At 72.4% G+C, this 16,068-nt stretch carries 16 protein-coding genes; 8 read left to right on the top strand and 8 right to left on the bottom strand.

Features of this window, described 5'->3' with window-relative positions:
- Positions 1-39 precede the first annotated feature (39 nt).
- Positions 40-2,049 carry a family 43 glycosylhydrolase gene (locus P5G59_RS20685; RefSeq protein WP_301220855.1) on the top strand — a complete coding sequence of 670 codons (2,010 nt, stop codon included), beginning with the start codon at positions 40-42 and terminating at the stop codon, positions 2,047-2,049.
- Positions 2,050-2,071: 22 nt separating this feature from the next.
- Here P5G59_RS20685 and P5G59_RS20690 read toward each other — a convergent pair whose 3' ends face one another.
- From P5G59_RS20690 to P5G59_RS20700, 3 genes are read right to left on the bottom strand one after another with little or no spacing between them, the layout of a single operon-like run.
- On the bottom strand, positions 2,072-2,872 hold the full coding sequence (locus P5G59_RS20690) for a hypothetical protein (protein ID WP_301220856.1): 801 nt from the start codon (positions 2,870-2,872) through the stop codon (positions 2,072-2,074).
- A 9-nt stretch (positions 2,873-2,881) separates the two neighbouring features.
- Positions 2,882-3,049, bottom strand: coding sequence for a hypothetical protein (locus tag P5G59_RS20695; RefSeq protein WP_301220857.1), 168 nt, complete (start codon positions 3,047-3,049; stop codon positions 2,882-2,884).
- A 26-nt stretch (positions 3,050-3,075) separates the two neighbouring features.
- Positions 3,076-4,263 carry a low temperature requirement protein A gene (locus P5G59_RS20700; RefSeq protein ID WP_301220858.1) on the bottom strand — a complete coding sequence of 396 codons (1,188 nt, stop codon included), beginning with the start codon at positions 4,261-4,263 and terminating at the stop codon, positions 3,076-3,078.
- 18 nt (positions 4,264-4,281) lie between these two features.
- Here P5G59_RS20700 and P5G59_RS20705 point away from each other — a divergent pair, with 18 nt between their 5' ends.
- Positions 4,282-4,761, top strand: a complete 480-nt coding sequence (locus P5G59_RS20705; RefSeq protein WP_301220859.1) for a VanZ family protein — start codon at positions 4,282-4,284, stop codon at positions 4,759-4,761.
- Here the strand turns inward: P5G59_RS20705 and P5G59_RS20710 are convergent.
- Complete coding sequence (locus P5G59_RS20710; RefSeq protein WP_301220860.1) at positions 4,670-5,335, bottom strand: dihydrofolate reductase family protein; 666 nt, start codon at positions 5,333-5,335, stop codon at positions 4,670-4,672. The two genes, P5G59_RS20705 and P5G59_RS20710, sit on opposite strands and share 92 nt — an antisense overlap.
- Before the next feature lie 209 nt (positions 5,336-5,544).
- Here P5G59_RS20710 and P5G59_RS20715 point away from each other — a divergent pair, with 209 nt between their 5' ends.
- Positions 5,545-6,303, top strand: coding sequence for a fructosamine kinase family protein (locus P5G59_RS20715; RefSeq protein WP_301220868.1), 759 nt, complete (start codon positions 5,545-5,547; stop codon positions 6,301-6,303).
- 89 nt (positions 6,304-6,392) lie between these two features.
- Positions 6,393-6,626, top strand: a complete 234-nt coding sequence (locus P5G59_RS20720; RefSeq protein ID WP_301220861.1) for a hypothetical protein — start codon at positions 6,393-6,395, stop codon at positions 6,624-6,626.
- A gap of 61 nt (positions 6,627-6,687) precedes the next feature.
- Here P5G59_RS20720 and P5G59_RS20725 read toward each other — a convergent pair whose 3' ends face one another.
- The 3 genes from P5G59_RS20725 to P5G59_RS20735 form a co-directional block, all read right to left on the bottom strand.
- Complete coding sequence (locus tag P5G59_RS20725) at positions 6,688-7,074, bottom strand: DUF779 domain-containing protein (RefSeq protein WP_435871294.1); 387 nt, start codon at positions 7,072-7,074, stop codon at positions 6,688-6,690.
- An 8-nt stretch (positions 7,075-7,082) separates the two neighbouring features.
- Positions 7,083-8,660: an acetaldehyde dehydrogenase ExaC gene (gene exaC, locus P5G59_RS20730; protein ID WP_301220862.1), complete on the bottom strand. Its 1,578-nt coding sequence runs from the start codon at positions 8,658-8,660 to the stop codon at positions 7,083-7,085.
- A 162-nt stretch (positions 8,661-8,822) separates the two neighbouring features.
- Positions 8,823-10,064, bottom strand: a complete 1,242-nt coding sequence (locus P5G59_RS20735) for a GAF domain-containing protein (RefSeq protein WP_301220863.1) — start codon at positions 10,062-10,064, stop codon at positions 8,823-8,825.
- A 364-nt stretch (positions 10,065-10,428) separates the two neighbouring features.
- On the opposite strand from P5G59_RS20735, the gene P5G59_RS20740 reads away from it, so the two are divergent.
- Complete coding sequence (locus P5G59_RS20740) at positions 10,429-12,711, top strand: polyribonucleotide nucleotidyltransferase (protein WP_301220864.1); 2,283 nt, start codon at positions 10,429-10,431, stop codon at positions 12,709-12,711.
- 147 nt (positions 12,712-12,858) lie between these two features.
- On the opposite strand, the gene P5G59_RS20745 is transcribed toward P5G59_RS20740, so the two are convergent.
- Complete coding sequence (locus P5G59_RS20745) at positions 12,859-13,323, bottom strand: Lrp/AsnC family transcriptional regulator (protein ID WP_301220865.1); 465 nt, start codon at positions 13,321-13,323, stop codon at positions 12,859-12,861.
- A 182-nt stretch (positions 13,324-13,505) separates the two neighbouring features.
- On the opposite strand from P5G59_RS20745, the gene pdhA reads away from it, so the two are divergent.
- From pdhA to P5G59_RS20760, 3 genes are all read left to right on the top strand, one after another.
- Complete coding sequence (gene pdhA / locus P5G59_RS20750) at positions 13,506-14,666, top strand: pyruvate dehydrogenase (acetyl-transferring) E1 component subunit alpha (RefSeq protein ID WP_435871295.1); 1,161 nt, start codon at positions 13,506-13,508, stop codon at positions 14,664-14,666.
- Positions 14,663-15,673 carry an alpha-ketoacid dehydrogenase subunit beta gene (locus P5G59_RS20755; RefSeq protein WP_301220866.1) on the top strand — a complete coding sequence of 337 codons (1,011 nt, stop codon included), beginning with the start codon at positions 14,663-14,665 and terminating at the stop codon, positions 15,671-15,673. The genes pdhA and P5G59_RS20755 overlap by 4 nt, the downstream gene beginning before the upstream one ends.
- Positions 15,673-16,068 (top strand): biotin/lipoyl-containing protein (locus tag P5G59_RS20760; RefSeq protein ID WP_301220867.1); only part of this gene is annotated, 396 nt, incomplete at its 3' end. The genes P5G59_RS20755 and P5G59_RS20760, both read left to right, overlap by 1 nt.

A 16,068-nucleotide genomic window follows, 5' to 3' on the forward strand; every position in this document is an offset into this window, starting at 1 on the left:
GCGTAGGGCGCACGTCTCGTCTCGAAGGAGAGCCTGCGCATGCGCCACCGGTCTCGATCCATTCTGTCCGTCCTTACAGCGCTGGCGATCGGTGCGGCGAGCGTCGTCGGTGCCGCCCCCGCAGCGCAGGCCGCTCCCGCGACCTACAGCAACCCGCTGCCGCTCGACCTGGGCGGCGGCAAGCTCGCCGAGCAGTGCGCCGACCCCGACGTCGTCCGCTCCCATGACCCGGCGGATCCGGCCTGGTACCTGTACTGCACGCGCGATGTGATCGACTCCTTGCTGCGCAACCCGGACGGCTCGCTCGTCTCCTCCAGCATCCCGACGTACCGCTCCACCGACCTGGTGCACTGGTCCTTCGTCCGCGAGGCGCTGCCCGCCAAGCCCGCCTGGATCGGCGACGGCGACATGTGGGCGCCCGACGTCGCCTACGTCGGCGGCCGCTACCTGCTCTACTACACAGCCACGAACACCGTGGCCCCGGGCGGCGGCTCGGCGATCGGCGTCGCCACCAGCGACAGCCCGGCGGGACCGTGGGTCGACTCCGGCGGACCGGTCGTCGAGCCGATGCCGTCGCCCGGGAACGCCGACCCGAACGACCGGCGCTGGGTGTTCGATCCCGAGCTGCTCACCGTCGGCGGGGTGAACTACCTGTACTTCGGCAGCTACTACGGCGGTCTCTCGGTGCGGCGGCTGAGCGCGGACGGCCTGCACTCCGATCCCGCCAGCCAGGTGCAGGTCGCCATCTCCAACCGGTACGAGGGAACCCACATCATCGAGCATGACGGCTTCTTCTACCTGCTCGGCTCGGCGACGAACTGCTGCGCGGGCCCGCTGACCGGTTACGGCGTGTTCGCGGGCCGTTCGACCTCGCCGACGGGCCCGTTCGTGGACCGCACCGGCACCTCCCTGCTCGACTCCCGTGTCGGCGGCACGCCCGTCCTGCACCAGAACGGCAACCGCTGGATCGGCACGGGGCACGTCACCAGCGCCGTCGATGCGACGGGCCAGCGGTGGATGCTGTACCACGCCGTCGACCGCACCGACCCGTACGTGGCGGGCGGCGGGACGTACACCAAGCGGCCGGTCCTGATGGATCCGCTCGACTGGCGGGACGGCTGGCCGGTGGTCCGCGGCGGAGCCGGACCCTCGGACGGCCCGCAGCCTGCGCCGGTCGTGACCCCCGGGCAGCCCGCCGCCTACGCGCCGACGTTCGTGTCGCCTCCCGCCGTCGGCCCCAAGCTTCCGGCGTTCTCGGACGAGTTCGGCGGCCACGCGATGGACCCGGCGTGGACCTGGCTGCGCGACCCCGGCCCCACGACGCGCACCGTGGCCGGCGGAGCCCTGCGCTGGCAGACCCAGCAGGCCGACCTCGGACCGGACCCGGGAGCGGCGGGTCTCCCGCTGCGCGCGCTGCCGAGCGGCGATTACACCGTCGTGGCGCGTGTCTCCAGCACCGTCCCGCGAGACGGCTGCTGCCAGAACTACGCGCAGGGCGGCCTGGTGGTCTACCAGGACGACGCCGACTTCGTGAAGCTCTCCGTCACCTCCATCTGGGAGACCCGGCAGACCGAGTTCGGCAAGCGCGAGACGGCGGAGGGACCGGGTTATCCGACCTACGGCAACGCGGTGGGCGGGCCGGTGGGCGAGTGGACGCTGCTGCGGCTCGGTCGCACGCACACCGCGACCGAGAACGTCTACCGGGCGTGGACGAGCATCGACGAGGGGGCGACCTGGGACGAGGCGGGCGTCTGGACCACGCCGCTGTCTGCCACCCCGCCCCGGCTCGGACTGGTGTCGATGGCGGCGGCCGGCTTCACGACGACCTTCGACTACGTCCGGGTCTACGGCGAGCGGCCAGGGCGGGGCAGCGGCGCCGCCGCCGCGGACGCCGCGCTCCAGCCGACCGTCGAGTTGGCGGCCACCGGGGCGCCGTCGGCGGCGGTGGCGCCCGCGCTCGTGGGTCTCGGCCTCCTCGGGTCGGGCGCCGGCGCGTGGGCGGCGACGCGCCTCCGGACACCGGGCGCGCGGTCCGTGCGCGGGCGCTGAGGTCGCCGCGCCGCTCCCGACGCTAGGGCCGGCCGCCCGACGCCTCGTAGGCGTCGAGGGCGCGCTGCAGCAGCGTCTCGCGGTCGAGGCCGGTCGTGGCGGAGAGCGCGGCGATGCGGCCGTCGAGCGTGGGCGTCGACGGGGCCGCGGGTGCGGCCTCGACGGCGTCGACGGCCCCGCCGCGCAGCAACCGTGCCAGCACCGGGAGCGCCACGACGCCGAGCGCGTCCACGATCCCGACGACGCCGAAGAGCCGCCAGTACAGGTCGCCCGCGCCGCTGCCCGGGATGGCGCCCTCGGTCAGGATCGGCAGCACCAGCATGAGCGCGACCACCGAGGCGGCCGCGATCGTGACTGGCAGGCCGACGCGCACGATCGTGTGACGGCGGCGGCCGGCGAGCAGCAGGAGCAGGTTCACCTGGGCCAGCGTGAGCGCGACGATCCCGGCCGTGCCGAACCAGCGGAAGGCCTGCCCGAGCAGCTGCCACGAGCCCGTGCCCCACGGGACCCAGACCAGCACGAGCCCGAGGACGAGCGCGACGGCGCTGATCGCGAGCCCGACGAACCCGACCGCCCGCACCGGACGCGACACGACGGCGAGGTGACAGAGCGAGACCGAGCTGAACACGCCGATCAGCAGCGTGGTCAGGATCACACGCCCCTGGGTCTCGCCGAAGCCGCTCGTCAGCAGCACGACGCACCCGACGAGCGCGGTCACCGAGAAGGAGACGATGAGGACGACGACGGCGGCCCTCCGGATGCCCCTCAGCGCATCCGGGCGTTCGACCGCCGGCGGGCGAGGGTCGGGGATCCGTGCGGTCACAGGGGCTCCTCAGCGGTGCTCGGGGTCGGCGCCCGGCCGCACGGCGGCGTCGTCGCGCAGGTCGATACGGCGGCGGCCCTCGTCGCCCTCGGTGACGTCGATGCGCGGCGCGGCGTCGTCCTCGTCGGCCTTGGGGGCGGTGGTCAGCTGGTCGGCGCGGTCGTCTCGCTGGCTCATCCTCCGACTCTCCCGCGGTCCGGCCGTCACGGCAAGGCCGCGCGCCGTGCCGCCGCGGCGCGGTCGAGCAGCGTGGCCGCGACGAGCCCGGAGGCGACCAGCGCGATCCCGACCGTCACGCCGACCAGCCCGAGCACCGGGGAGGCGAGCGGGAGCGCCAGGATGAGCACGAGCGCGACGCCGGTCTTGAGCGGCCGGATGACGACCTCTGGCACCAGGGGAGCGTGCAGCACGTAGAGCATCAGCAGGAACAGTGCCACCGGCACGGCGATCGCGTACTCGACGGCCGTGTTCATCGCCCCCGAGTCCGCCGCGCCCTCCTGCACCGCCACCTCGAGGCCCGCCCCGAGCGCCGCCAGGGACGCGAAGACGACGTAGTGCCCGTAGCCCCAGTAGAACGACCGCCCACGCCGCGATTGCAGGCCCTCCGCCGCGGGCTCCAGGAAGTACAGCCACCACAGCGCGAAGAGCAGCACGAGGGCGGCGGCGGCGATCCACACCAGGGCGGCAGAGAAGCCGGACTGCGCGAGCGCGTTCTGCACGCCGACCGCGGACGCCGACACCGACTCGCCCAGCACGATGATCGTGAACAGCCCGTAGCGCTCCGCGATGTGGTGCGGATGCCAGGTCGTCATGCCCGGCCGCTCCGCCCACAGCGGCACGGGGAGCTCCAGCACGGCCAGGACCGGGAACATCCACACCGCGATCTGCGGCGGGACGAAGCCCCACGCCACCCAGAGCACCTGCACGGCCGCGACGCCGAACGCGTAGCGGAGGGCCGTCTTCCGCCCCTCCGGGTGCTCGGCCGCGGCGCGCAGCCATTGGCCCACCAGCGCGAGTCGCATGATCAGGTAGCCGACGATGATCGCCACGAAGTTGTCGTCGTCGAACGCGGCAGGGACGCCCGCGGCGAGCACCAGGACCCCGCCCATCTGGACGAGCGTCATCAGCCGGTAGGGCACGTCGTCGGTGTCGTAGGCCGAGGCGAACCAGGTGAAGTTCATCCACGCCCACCAGATCGCGAAGAAGACCATGCAGTAGAACGGCAGCTTCGAGAGGATGTGCCCCTCCTCGCCCGCGAGGGCGAGCCGGCCGGCGACCTGCGCGATCGCCACGACGAACGTCAGGTCGAACAGCAGCTCGAGGGGGCTGGACACGCGGTGCCGCTCGTCGGTGGAGCGCCCGGTCATCGGGATGCGGAAGGCAGCGGTCATGTGCGCCAGCATAGGAGGATGCGCCGACGTCCCGTGCTGTCCGTGCTGACCGCCGTCTATCTGGCCGCCGTCGCCTACATCACCCTCAACCCGGTGCCAGGCGACCCCGCGGGGAATCCGCTGCTGCGCTCGCTGCTGCGCACGGTCTCCGCCCTGCCGGGTCTCGGCTGGGTGGACTACGCGGTGGCAGAGTTCGGCGCCAACATCCTGCTGTTCGTTCCGATGGGCCTCCTGTTCACGCTGCTGCTCGGCGCGTGGCGCTGGTGGCTCGCAGTGACGATCGGGGTCGCGTCGACGCTCGGGATCGAGTTCGTGCAGCTGTTCCTGCCCGCCCGGTTCACGGACGTGCGCGACCTGCTCGCGAACACGCTCGGCACGCTGGTCGGCGTGGGCGTCGCGCTCCTGGTCACGGCGTGGCGCCGGCGTGCAGGCCGCCCGCCGCGCCCGCGGCGTGGCGGCCGGGGTGCACCGTCCCGAAGGCCGCCCGTCGCAGGGTGAGCGCGAGCGCGCCCCCGTCGAGCACGCCGGAACCGGCGGGATCGACGTGGTACATCGCCGGGATGGCGCCGTTCTCGAACAACCGCTTGCCCTGGCCGACGACGACCGGCACCTGCACCAGGCGGTAGACGTCGACCAGCCCGGCGTCGTGCAGCGCACGCGCGAGCCGCCAGCTGCCGTGCACCTGCAGCTCGCGGCCCGGCTGCTCCTTCAGGATGCGCACCGACTCGACCGGGTCGCCCGGCAGCACGATCACGGGCAGCCAGCCGATCTGCTGCTCGGTCAGGGTCGTGCTGACCACGAACGTGCGCCCGAACTTCATCGCGCTCGCCACGACGTCGTCGGGGTCGCCGACGCGCGCCCAGTGCTCGCGCATCCGCTCGAACGTGTTCCGGCCGAGCAGCAGGGCGTCGGCCTCGCCCATCCAGCCGCACGCCGCCGCGTCGAGGGCGGGGGAGGCGTGCGGCACCAGCCAGCCGCCGCGGGTGAATCCGCCGCTGCGGTCCTCGTCGGTCGCCGCCGGACCCTGCACGACGCCGTCGAGACTGACGAACGCGTTCACGCTGAGGAGCATGGCGCCCCCTTCCTTTGCCCTGGACCCGTTGACCTGGACGCTAGCGCGCCACCCCGCCCGCTGTCGCCACAGTTGTTTCGCCGCCGCCGCCGGCAGCGACTGCGGTGCTACGGAACAAGTGCGGCTGCGCGAGCGGGCGCGCAGGTTCCGACAGGCCGCAGTCACCCGGCGCACGCCGCGGACGGTCGTAGGGTGGCCGGGTGGACACGGTGGTGAAGCAGCGCGCGGACGCGCCGGACGGGTTCTTCGGGGCCGAGGCGGCAGGGCTGCGCTGGCTGGGCGAGCCGGCGGCCGACGGGGGAGCCCGCGTGGTGCGCGTCGTGGCGGCCGGGCCCGGCCGGATCGAGCTGGAGCGCATCCACGAGTGGCGCCCGACTCCGGCCGCCGCGCGCGCGTTCGGGGCGGCGCTCGCCGTGACGCACGCCGCGGGCGCTGCCGCCTTCGGGGCGCCGCCGGACGGCTGGGACGGGCCGCTGTTCATCGGGCGGCGGCCGCTCCCGGTCGCGCACGAGACCGGCTGGGGCCGGTTCTACGCCCGCGACCGGGTGCTCCCGTACCTGTCGATCGCCGTGGAGGCGGGCGGCGTGACGGCGTCGCAGTTGCCGGTGATCCGGGAGGCGGTCGACCGGGTCGCGGCGGGGGAGTTCGACGACGACGAACCGCCCGCGCGCCTGCACGGCGACCTGTGGAACGGCAACCTGCTCTGGGACGACGGCGGCGGCGTGCTGATCGACCCGGCGGCGCACGGCGGCCACCGGGAGACGGACCTGGCGATGCTCGCCCTCTTCGGTGCGCCGTACCTGGAGGAGGTCGTCGCGGGCTACGACGCCGCCCGGCCGCTGCGGGCCGGGTGGCGGGACCGCATCCCGCTGCACCAGCTGCACCCGCTCGCCGTGCACGCCGCCGGCCACGGGCCCGCATACGGCGTCGCGCTCGCCGACGCCGCCCGGGCGACGCTCGCCCTCTGAAGGTCGGCGCACAGCATCCTGAACCTCACTTCACACCGGGCCGGGAACGCGGGATGATTGCGCTATCGCAACTGAAGGAGGCGAGGACGATGACAGAACGCGGAGAACGCGACCTCGTCGAAGGCCGCTACACGCAGGCGCAGCCGGAGACGGCGGAGCCGCGGCGCGTGCACGGCCGGTACACCGGCACCGACGACGACCCGGTCGAGCAGGAGACGCTCGGCGCCTACGTCGGCGCCCAGCACGACGGCGAGCCGCCGCTCGTGCGCAGCACCCGGCAGCGCATCGGCGACTACCCGCGCGCCGATCACGACGCCCGCTGAGTGATCGCGGGAGGACGCCGGTCGCGCCTCGATGCGACGCCCTCCCGCAGCTCGTCACCGGCTACACCAGGCCGAACGCGGCCAGCTCGGCGTCGGACAGCATCCGGGAGCGCAGGAGGAACCGCTTGCCCTCCGGCGCCTCCACCGAGAAGCCGCTGCCGCGGCCGTCGACCAGGTCGATGGTGAGGTGGGTGAACTTCCAGTACTCGAACTGCGACGCCGACATGTAGACCGGCACCGGATCGATGCCCTCGACGGCCAGCCGGCCGAGCAGCACGTCGGAGCCGCCGGTGCGGAACATCCCGACCGGGAAGCACATCGGCGCCGACCCGTCGCAGCATCCGCCGGACTGGTGGAACAGCAGCGGCCCGTGGACGGCCGCCAGCCGCCGCAGCATGTCCGCGGCGGCCGGCGTGACGTCCACCCGCGTGGCGGGCGAATCCGTCACGGCGACTCCTAGAAGAAGCCCATCGCGCCGTCGGCGTACGACACCAGCAGGTTCTTGGTCTGCTGGTAGTGGTCGAGCATCATCCGGTGGTTCTCCCGGCCGATGCCCGACTGCTTGTAGCCGCCGAAGGCCGCGTGCGCCGGGTACTGGTGGTACGTGTTGCACCACACGCGCCCGGCCTCGATCGCCCGGCCCGCCCGGTACAGCTGGGAGCCGTCGCGGCTCCAGACCCCGGCGCCCAGGCCGTACAGCGTGTCGTTGGCGATGCCGATGGCGTCGTCGAAGCCGTCGAACCGGGTGAGGGCGAGGACGGGCCCGAAGATCTCCTCCTGGAAGATGCGCATCGAGTTGTCGCCCTCGAACACGGTCGGCTGCACGTAGTAGCCGCCGGAGAGCTCCCCGCCGAGGTCGGCGCGCTCGCCGCCGGTCAGCAGCCGGGCCCCCTCCTGCTTGCCGATGTCGATGTAGGAGAGGATCTTCTCCAGCTGGTCGTTGGAGGCCTGCGCGCCGATCATCGTCGAGACGTCCAGCGGGTCGCCCTGCTTGATCGCCTTCACCCGCTGCAGGCCGTCGGCGACGAAGCCGTCGTAGATCGACGACTGGACGAGCGCGCGCGACGGGCACGTGCAGACCTCGCCCTGGTTGAGGGCGAAGAACGAGAAGCCCTCCAGGGCCTTGTCGTAGAACGCATCCTTGCCTCTCGCGACATCCTCGAAGAAGATGTTCGGGCTCTTGCCGCCCAGCTCCAGCGTGACCGGGATGAGGTTCTCGCTCGCGTACTGCATGATCAGCCGGCCGGTGGTCGTCTCGCCGGTGAATGCGACCTTCCGGATGCGCGGGTGCGACGCCAGCGGAGCCCCGGCCTCGAAGCCGAAACCGTTGACGATGTTGAGCACGCCGTCCGGCAGCAGGTCGCGGATGAGGTCGAGCCAGACGTGGATGGACGCGGGCGTCTGCTCGGCCGGCTTGAGCACGACGCAGTTGCCGGCCGCGAGGGCGGGGGCGAGCTTCCAGGTCGCCATGAGGATCGGGAAGTTCCACGGGATGATCTGCCCGACGACGCCGAGGGGTTCGTGGAAGTGGTAGGCGACCGTGTCGTGGTCGAGCTCGCTGATGCCGCCCTCCTGGGCGCGGATCGCTCCCGCGAAGTAGCGGAAGTGGTCGATGGCGAGCGGGATGTCGGCCGCGAGCGTCTCGCGCACCGGCTTGCCGTTCTCCCAGGTCTCGGCGACGGCGAGCACCTCGAGGTTGGCCTCCATCCGGTCGGCGATGCGGGTCAGCAGCAGCGCGCGCTCGGCCACGGAGGTGCGGCTCCACTCCGGGAAGGCCGCCCAGGCCGCGTCGACTGCGGCGTCGACGTCGGCGGCCGTTCCGCGGGCGATCTCGGTGAACGGGCGACCGGTCACCGGGGTGATGTCCTCGAAGTACTGGCCGCCTCGCGGCGCGACGTAGCGGCCGCCGATGAAGTGGTCGTAGCGCGGGGCGTAGCTCATCACGGCGCCCTCACTGCCGGGGTGGGCGTAGACGCTCGGCTTCTCGGCCGGGGCGGTCGTGTCGGCGGCGGTCTGTTCCGGACTCAGAGTCATGGTTGGTCTCCTTCGACTTCGCATGTGCGCGCCGGTCGCGCGCGCTCCGCACGCTAGCCGGAGGAGGGTTGCATCCCGTTGCATACCCGTGAGGGCGGCCCGAGTTGCACGTAGGTGCGGCTATTCGGTCCGGATAGCGACCACGACGTGCAACTCGAGGGGCTACTCGGCGGATTCGAGGGCGAGGAGGTGCGCGACGACGAGCGCGCGCCGCGGAGACTGCGGCGGCAGGGCGTGCAGGGCGGCGCGCCAGATCTCCACGTCGTCCGCGCCGCGGTCGGTCTCCGCCCAGGCGAGGAGCAGGTCGGCCGAGCCGGACTCCATCAGCGCCTCGCGGAGCCGGCCGACGACGTCCTCGCGCAGTTCGTCCAGTCCCGGGGCCACCGAGCCGGGCAGCGGGCCGCCGCCGTACGCCGCGACCGCCGCGCGGTGCGCCCCGCGCCGCTGCAGGTCGACGACCGCGCCGAGGTCGGTCTCCAGCGGCGCGGCGAGCCGGTAGGGGCGCGTCAGCGGGCCGAGCTCCGGGGCGACCGACCCGAGCGCGCGCCGCAGCCGCACCATCTCGGCGCGGAGCGTCACCGCGCGGCGGGCGTCGCCGTACACGAGCTCGGCCAGGCGCTCGGCGGAGAGCCCCTCGCCGTGCCAGGCCAGTAGGGCCAGCAGCTCGCTGTGCCGGGTGCTCAGCGTCCCGGTGCGGCCGCTCTGCCCGGTGAGCTCGCCCGTGTCGCGGCCGAGGATGCGCAGCTGCGCCGCCTGTGCGGGGGAGCGGTGGGACCGGGATGCCGCCCCCCGGGATGCCGCGCGCGGGCCGCTCCCGTGGTCGCGCAGCCGGGCGATCAGCAGCTCGCGCTCGACCGCGGCGACCGTGGCCTCCACCAGGGGGAGCACGTGCGGCGCGGCCACCTGATCCTCGCCCGTCACATCCACGACGCCGATGATGTCGCCGGACTCGGGGTCGCGCACCGGGACGGCGGTGCAGCTCCACGGCTTCACCTCGTACGAGAAGTGCTCGGCGCCGCGGATCTGCACGCCGCCGCCGATCGCCAGCGCGGTGCCGGGGGCGGAGGTGCCGACATCGCCCTCGGCCCAGGCGGCCCCCGGCACGAACAGCATGGCCTCCGCGCGGCGCCGCAGCACGGGGTCGCCTTCCACCCAGAGCAGCCGACCGCGTTCGTCGCCGATCGCCACGACGACGCGGGAGTCCGGATCGGCGTCGCGCACCAGCAGCTGGCGGATCACCGGCAGCGCCGCGGAGATCGGATGCGCCCGCCGCGCGTCGTCCAGCGCCGGGCCGTCGAGCACCAGGGGAGCGCTGACGTGCTCCGGGTCGAGCCTGGCCTGCTCGGCGCGACGCCACGATGCGTCCACCACCGGCCGCATCGCCCGCGAGACTCCCTCGTCCATGCGCAGCATCGTAACCCCGGCGCGCGGATGGGAGACCCGCCTCCCGCCTACTCCACGCCGCCGACTGATAGGATGCTGGTGGTCGGCCGTGCGCCGACCGTCCAACTCAATACCGAGAAGGAACCCGGAGCAGGCCGGCAGGAGCTGGTCCTCGGTGGTGGTATCCGGATGCGCCCGCTGGATCGGCGAGGCCGCAACCGTGTATTTCTACTGATGGCCAGACGGGCTCGGCCCACGCACCCCGATGGGATGCCCCGTACACGCTCGATGTCCGTACATATGCGTGTCGATCTGCCTGTTCCTGCTCCTTGGATGAAGTCGCGCCCACACGGGGTGGCGACGTTAAACAAAGGAGACAGACCTCTTGGAAGGTCCTGAGATCAAATTCGCCGAAGCCGTCCTCGACAACGGCCGCTTCGGCACCCGCACCGTCCGGTTCGAGACCGGACGCCTCGCCCAGCAGGCGCAGGGCGCCGTCGCCGCCTACCTCGACGAGGAGACCATGCTGCTGAGCGCGACGAGCGCCAGCAAGCACCCGAAGGACAACTTCGACTTCTTCCCGCTGACCGTCGACGTCGAGGAGCGCTCGTACGCCGCCGGCAAGATCCCCGGCTCGTTCTTCCGCCGCGAGGGCCGCCCGTCCACCGAGGCGATCCTGGTGTGCCGCCTGATCGACCGCCCCCTGCGCCCGTCGTTCGTCGACGGCCTCCGCAACGAGGTGCAGATCGTCATCACCGTCCTGAGCATCGCTCCGGACGAGTTCTACGACGCTCTCGCCATCAACGCGGCCAGCGCCTCCACGCAGATCTCCGGTCTGCCGTTCTCCGGCCCGATCGCCGGTGTGCGCCTCGCGCTCATCCCCGGCAACGGCCAGCACGAGGACCAGTGGATCGCGTTCCCGAAGGCCTCGCAGCTCGAGGAGGCCGTGTTCGACCTCGTCGTGGCGGGCCGCGTCCTCGTCAACGAGGACGGCTCCGAGGGCGACGTCGCGATCATGATGGTCGAGGCCGAGGCCACCGAGAACAGCTGGAACCTCATCCAGGGCGGCGCCGTGAAGCCGAACGAGGAGGTCGTGGCCCAGGGACTGGAGGCGGCCAAGCCGTTCATCCGCGAGCTCGTGGGCGCGCAGAACGTTCTCGCGCAGCAGTCCGCCAAGGCGATCGCCGACTACCCGGTGTTCCTCCCCTACTCGCAGAACACCTACGACAACGTCGCCGGCCTCGCCTACGACGAGCTGGTGAACGTCTACCAGATCGCCGACAAGATCGAGCGCCAGAACGCCGACGACGCCCTCAAGGAGCGCGTCAAGGCGTCCCTCACCGAGAAGGTGGAGGCGGGCGTCCTCGACCCCGAGGTCCTCACCCAGTTCTCGGCGGCGTACAAGTCGGTCTCGAAGGTCGTCATGCGCGGTCGTGTGCTGCGCGAGGGCATCCGCATCGACGGCCGCGGCCTGACCGACATCCGTCCGCTCGACGCCGAGGTGCAGGTCATCCCGCGCGTCCACGGCTCGGCGATCTTCCAGCGCGGCGAGACCCAGATCCTGGGCGTCACCACGCTGAACATGCTCAAGATGGAGCAGCAGATCGACTCGCTGTCGCCGGTCACCAAGAAGCGGTACCTGCACCACTACAACTTCCCGCCCTACTCGACCGGTGAGACCGGCCGCGTGGGTTCGCCGAAGCGTCGCGAGATCGGGCACGGCTTCCTGGCCGAGCGTGCGCTCGTGCCGGTGCTGCCGAGCCGCGAGGAGTTCCCGTACGCGATCCGTCAGGTGTCCGAGGCCCTCGGCTCCAACGGCTCCACCTCGATGGGCTCCGTCTGCGCCTCCACCCTGTCGCTGCTGAACGCCGGTGTGCCGCTGCGCGCCCCGGTCGCCGGCATCGCCATGGGCCTGATCTCCGATGTCGTCGACGGTGAGACCCGCTACGCGGCGCTCACCGACATCCTGGGCGCGGAGGACGCGCTCGGCGACATGGACTTCAAGGTCGCAGGCACCAGCGAGTTCGTCACCGCGATCCAGCTCGACACGAAGCTCGACGGCATCCCGTCGTCGGTGCTCGCCGGCGCGCTGACCCAGGCGAAGGACGCCCGCACCACCATCCTGAGCGTCCTGAACGCCGCGATCGACCGTCCGGACGAGATGGCCCCGACCGCGCCGCGCGTGATCTCGGTGCAGATCCCGGTCGACAAGATCGGCGAGCTGATCGGCCCGAAGGGCAAGACGATCAACGCCATCCAGGACGAGACCGGCGCCGAGATCTCCATCGAGGAGGACGGCACCGTCTACATCGGCGCCACCGACGGCCCGTCGGCCGAGGCGGCCCGCGCCCAGGTCAACGCGATCGCGAACCCCACCAACCCGGAGGTCGGCGAGCAGTTCCTCGGAACCGTCGTCAAGATCGCCGCGTTCGGCGCGTTCGTCTCGCTGCTCCCGGGCAAGGACGGCCTGCTGCACATCTCCGAGGTCCGCAAGCTCGCCGGTGGCAAGCGTGTGGAGAACGTGGAGGACGTACTCGGCGTCGGCCAGAAGATCCTGGTCGAGATCACCAAGATCGACGACCGCGGCAAGCTCTCGCTCGCCCCGGTGATCGCCGAGGACGCCGCCGAGGCCGCCGAGGCGCCTGCGGAGGCCCCCGCCGAGGCGTAACCCGTCTCGCCTACCCGAAGGCCGCGCCGACTTCGTCGGCGCGGCCTTCGCGCATCTCCCCACCCTTCCCCTACCGCCGAGTCCGCAAAAACTGCACGGGGAGACCGATCTCAGCGTGAAGTCTTTGCGGACTCGATGGTGGAGGGGTCAGGCGTCGCGGGTGAGGAGGGGGCGGAGGCGGTAGGGGATCAGCTCGCCCATGTCGAGGGAGGTCTCGGCGCGATCGACGCCCTCGGTGGACTGGATGATGCCGGTGATCCGGAACAGGTCCTCCGCGTCGACGCAGACCACGCGCAGGAGCAGGTCGGACGGGCCGGAGAGGCCGTGCGCCGACACGATCTCCGGGATCGCCGCCAGGTTCTCGACCACCTCCGCGAGCCGCTGCTGCTGCACGTGCACGTTGACGAACGCCGCGAGCGGGTAGCCGGCGACCCGGGCCGAGATGCGCCGCTCGAACGACAGGAAGGCGCCGTTGCGCTCCAGCTCGGCGACCCGAGCCTGCACCGTGTTCCGGCTGAGGCCGAGCCGGTCGGCGAGGGAGACGTTGGTCGACCGGGGATCGTCCGCGAGGGCGAGGAGGATGCGGCGGTCGGTGTTGTCGAAGCTGCGCATAGTGTGAAAGCTAGCATCCAACGCTCCGCCGCGATAGTGCAGGGTGCACGGTCGACACGCTGATGGTTGTGCGGGCTGACCCCGCAGCGTAGCCTTCCGGTAATTCCGGCGAAGGGGCCGGAAGCCGTCGGGCGCGCCACAAGCGCCGCCCGCCGGGCGCGAGAGTGAAGGTTGCGTGAACCGTGACGATCGACAATCAGCCTGCCACCCGCCGGAGCGACGCCCGCGCCGGCCTCGAGTCCCTCGGCGACCTCGGTCTCGACGGGCTCGACCTCGTCGGCCTGCTCGACGCCGACGGCGCCCGGCACAGCGACGACCGGTTCGACGCCTGGGTCTCCGACATCGGCCCTGAACAGCTCCTCGACCTCTACGAGGACATGCGCGTCATCCGCCGCATCGACTCCGAGGCCACCGCCCTGCAGCGCCAGGGCGAGCTGGGCCTGTGGCCGCCGCTGCTCGGCCAGGAGGCCGCCCAGATCGGCTCCGGCCGCGCCCTGCGCGCCGACGACTTCGTTTTCTCCAGCTACCGCGAGCACGGCGTCGCCTACTGCCGCGGGGCGGGCCTCGTCGACCTGCTACGCGTCTGGCGCGGCACGACGCAGAGCGGCTGGAACCCGTACGACATCAACATGGCGACGCCGCAGGTCATCATCGGCGCCCAGACGCTGCACGCGACCGGCTACGCCCTCGGCATCCAGGCCGACGGCACGGACGCGGTCGCCGTCGCGTACTTCGGCGACGGCGCCACGAGCGAGGGCGACGTGAACGAGGCGCTGATCTTCGCGGCGACCTACGCCGCCCCGGTCGTGTTCTTCTGCCAGAACAACCAGTACGCGATCTCGGAGCCGGTCTCGCTGCAGGCGCAGCGTCCGATCGCGGACCGCGCCCCGGGGTTCGGCGTCCCGAGCGTGCGCGTCGACGGCAACGACGTGCTGGCCGTGCTCGCGGTGACCCGGGCGGCGCTCGACCGGGCGCGCACGGGAGGCGGCCCCACCTTCATCGAGGCCGTCACCTACCGGATGGGCCCGCACACCACCGCGGACGACCCCACCCGCTACCGCGACCCGTCCGAGCTCGACGCGTGGCGCGGAAAGGATCCGCTGGCGCGCGTCGAGGCGTACCTGACCGCGCAGGGCGCGCTTACCGATGAGCGCCGCACCGCGATCGCGGCGAAGGCCGACGCCGTCGCCGCCGAGATGCGCTCCGGTATCACGGCGCTGCAGGACCCCGACCCGCTGACGGTGTTCGACAACGTCTACGCCGAGCCGCACACCGGGCTCGCCCGCCAGCGGGACCACTACTCGCGCTACCTGCGCACTTTCGTGGGGAGCGACGGACGATGACCTCTCTCAGCATGGCGAAGGCCATCAACGCCGGCCTCCGCCGCGCCCTCGCCGCCGACGACCGCGTGGTGCTCATGGGCGAGGACATCGGGACGCTCGGCGGCGTCTTCCGCGTCACGGACGGGCTGCAGACCGAGTTCGGCCCGCGCCGGGTGATGGACTCGCCGCTCGCCGAGTCGGGTATCCTCGGCACCGCGGTCGGGATGGCGTACCGGGGCTACCGGCCGGTGGTCGAGATCCAGTTCGACGGCTTCATCTACCCGGCGTTCGACCAGATCGTGAACCAGGTGGCGCGGATGCACTACCGCACGGCGGGCAACGTCCGGATGCCGATCGTCATCCGCGTGCCGTTCGCGGGCGGCATCGGCTCGGCCGAGCACCACTCCGACTCGCCGGAGGCCTACTTCGCGCACACGCCCGGCCTCCGGGTGGTCAGCCCGTCGGACCCTCAGGACGCGTTCACGCTCATCCAGCAGGCCATCGCCTCCGACGACCCCGTGCTGTTCTTCGAACCCAAGCGGCGCTACCACGCCAAGGGCGAGGTGGACGAGGACGCCCCGCTCGCCGACGCCCGCCCGATGGGCACCGCGCGCGTGGTCGCGCAGGGCTCCGACGTGACGCTGGTGACCTACGGCGGCCTGGTCCAGCTGGCCCGGGATGCGGCGGTCGCGGCGGGCGACGAGGGCGTGTCGGTCGAGGTGGTCGACCTGCGCTCGCTGTCCCCGCTCGACCTCGACACCGTCGTCGCCTCGGTGAAGCGCACGGGACGCCTCGTGGTCACGCACGAGGCCGCGCTCTCCGGTGGACTGGCGGCGGAGATCTCGGCGTCGATCACCGAGCGCTGCTTCTACCACCTGGAGCACGCGCCGGTGCGGGTGACCGGGCACGACATCCCGTACCCGCCCGCGCGGCTGGAGTCGGCGCACCTGCCCGACCTCGACCGCATCCTGGACGGCATCGACCGCGCCATGGACCGGCCGAACTCGCTCACCGGGGTGGAGGACTGATGGCCGTCAAGGAGTTCGCTCTGCCCGACCTCGGCGAGGGACTGACCGAGTCGGAGCTGGTCGCCTGGAAGGTCGCCGTCGGCGACACCGTGCAGCTGAACCAGATCATCGCCGAGGTCGAGACCGCCAAGGCGCTCGTGGAACTGCCGGCGCCCTACGACGGCCGGGTGTCGCGCCTGTTCGTCGAGCCCGGGGCGACGGTCGCGGTCGGCGAGCCGCTGGTCGCGTTCGAGGTGGAGGCGGACGAGCCGGGGGAGCAGGCGCCCGCGCCCGCTCCGGCGGAGCCGGCCGCCGACGTGCGCGAGCCGACGCTCGTGGGGTACGGGGCCCGGCCGGAGTCCGGCGCGCGGCCCGCACGGCGTGCCCGGCCGGGGCTGGTGCTCGACCGTGGGGGA

Origin of the sequence: Leifsonia virtsii (assembly GCF_030433675.1) — a bacterium.
Taxonomy (GTDB): domain Bacteria; phylum Actinomycetota; class Actinomycetes; order Actinomycetales; family Microbacteriaceae; genus Leifsonia; species Leifsonia virtsii.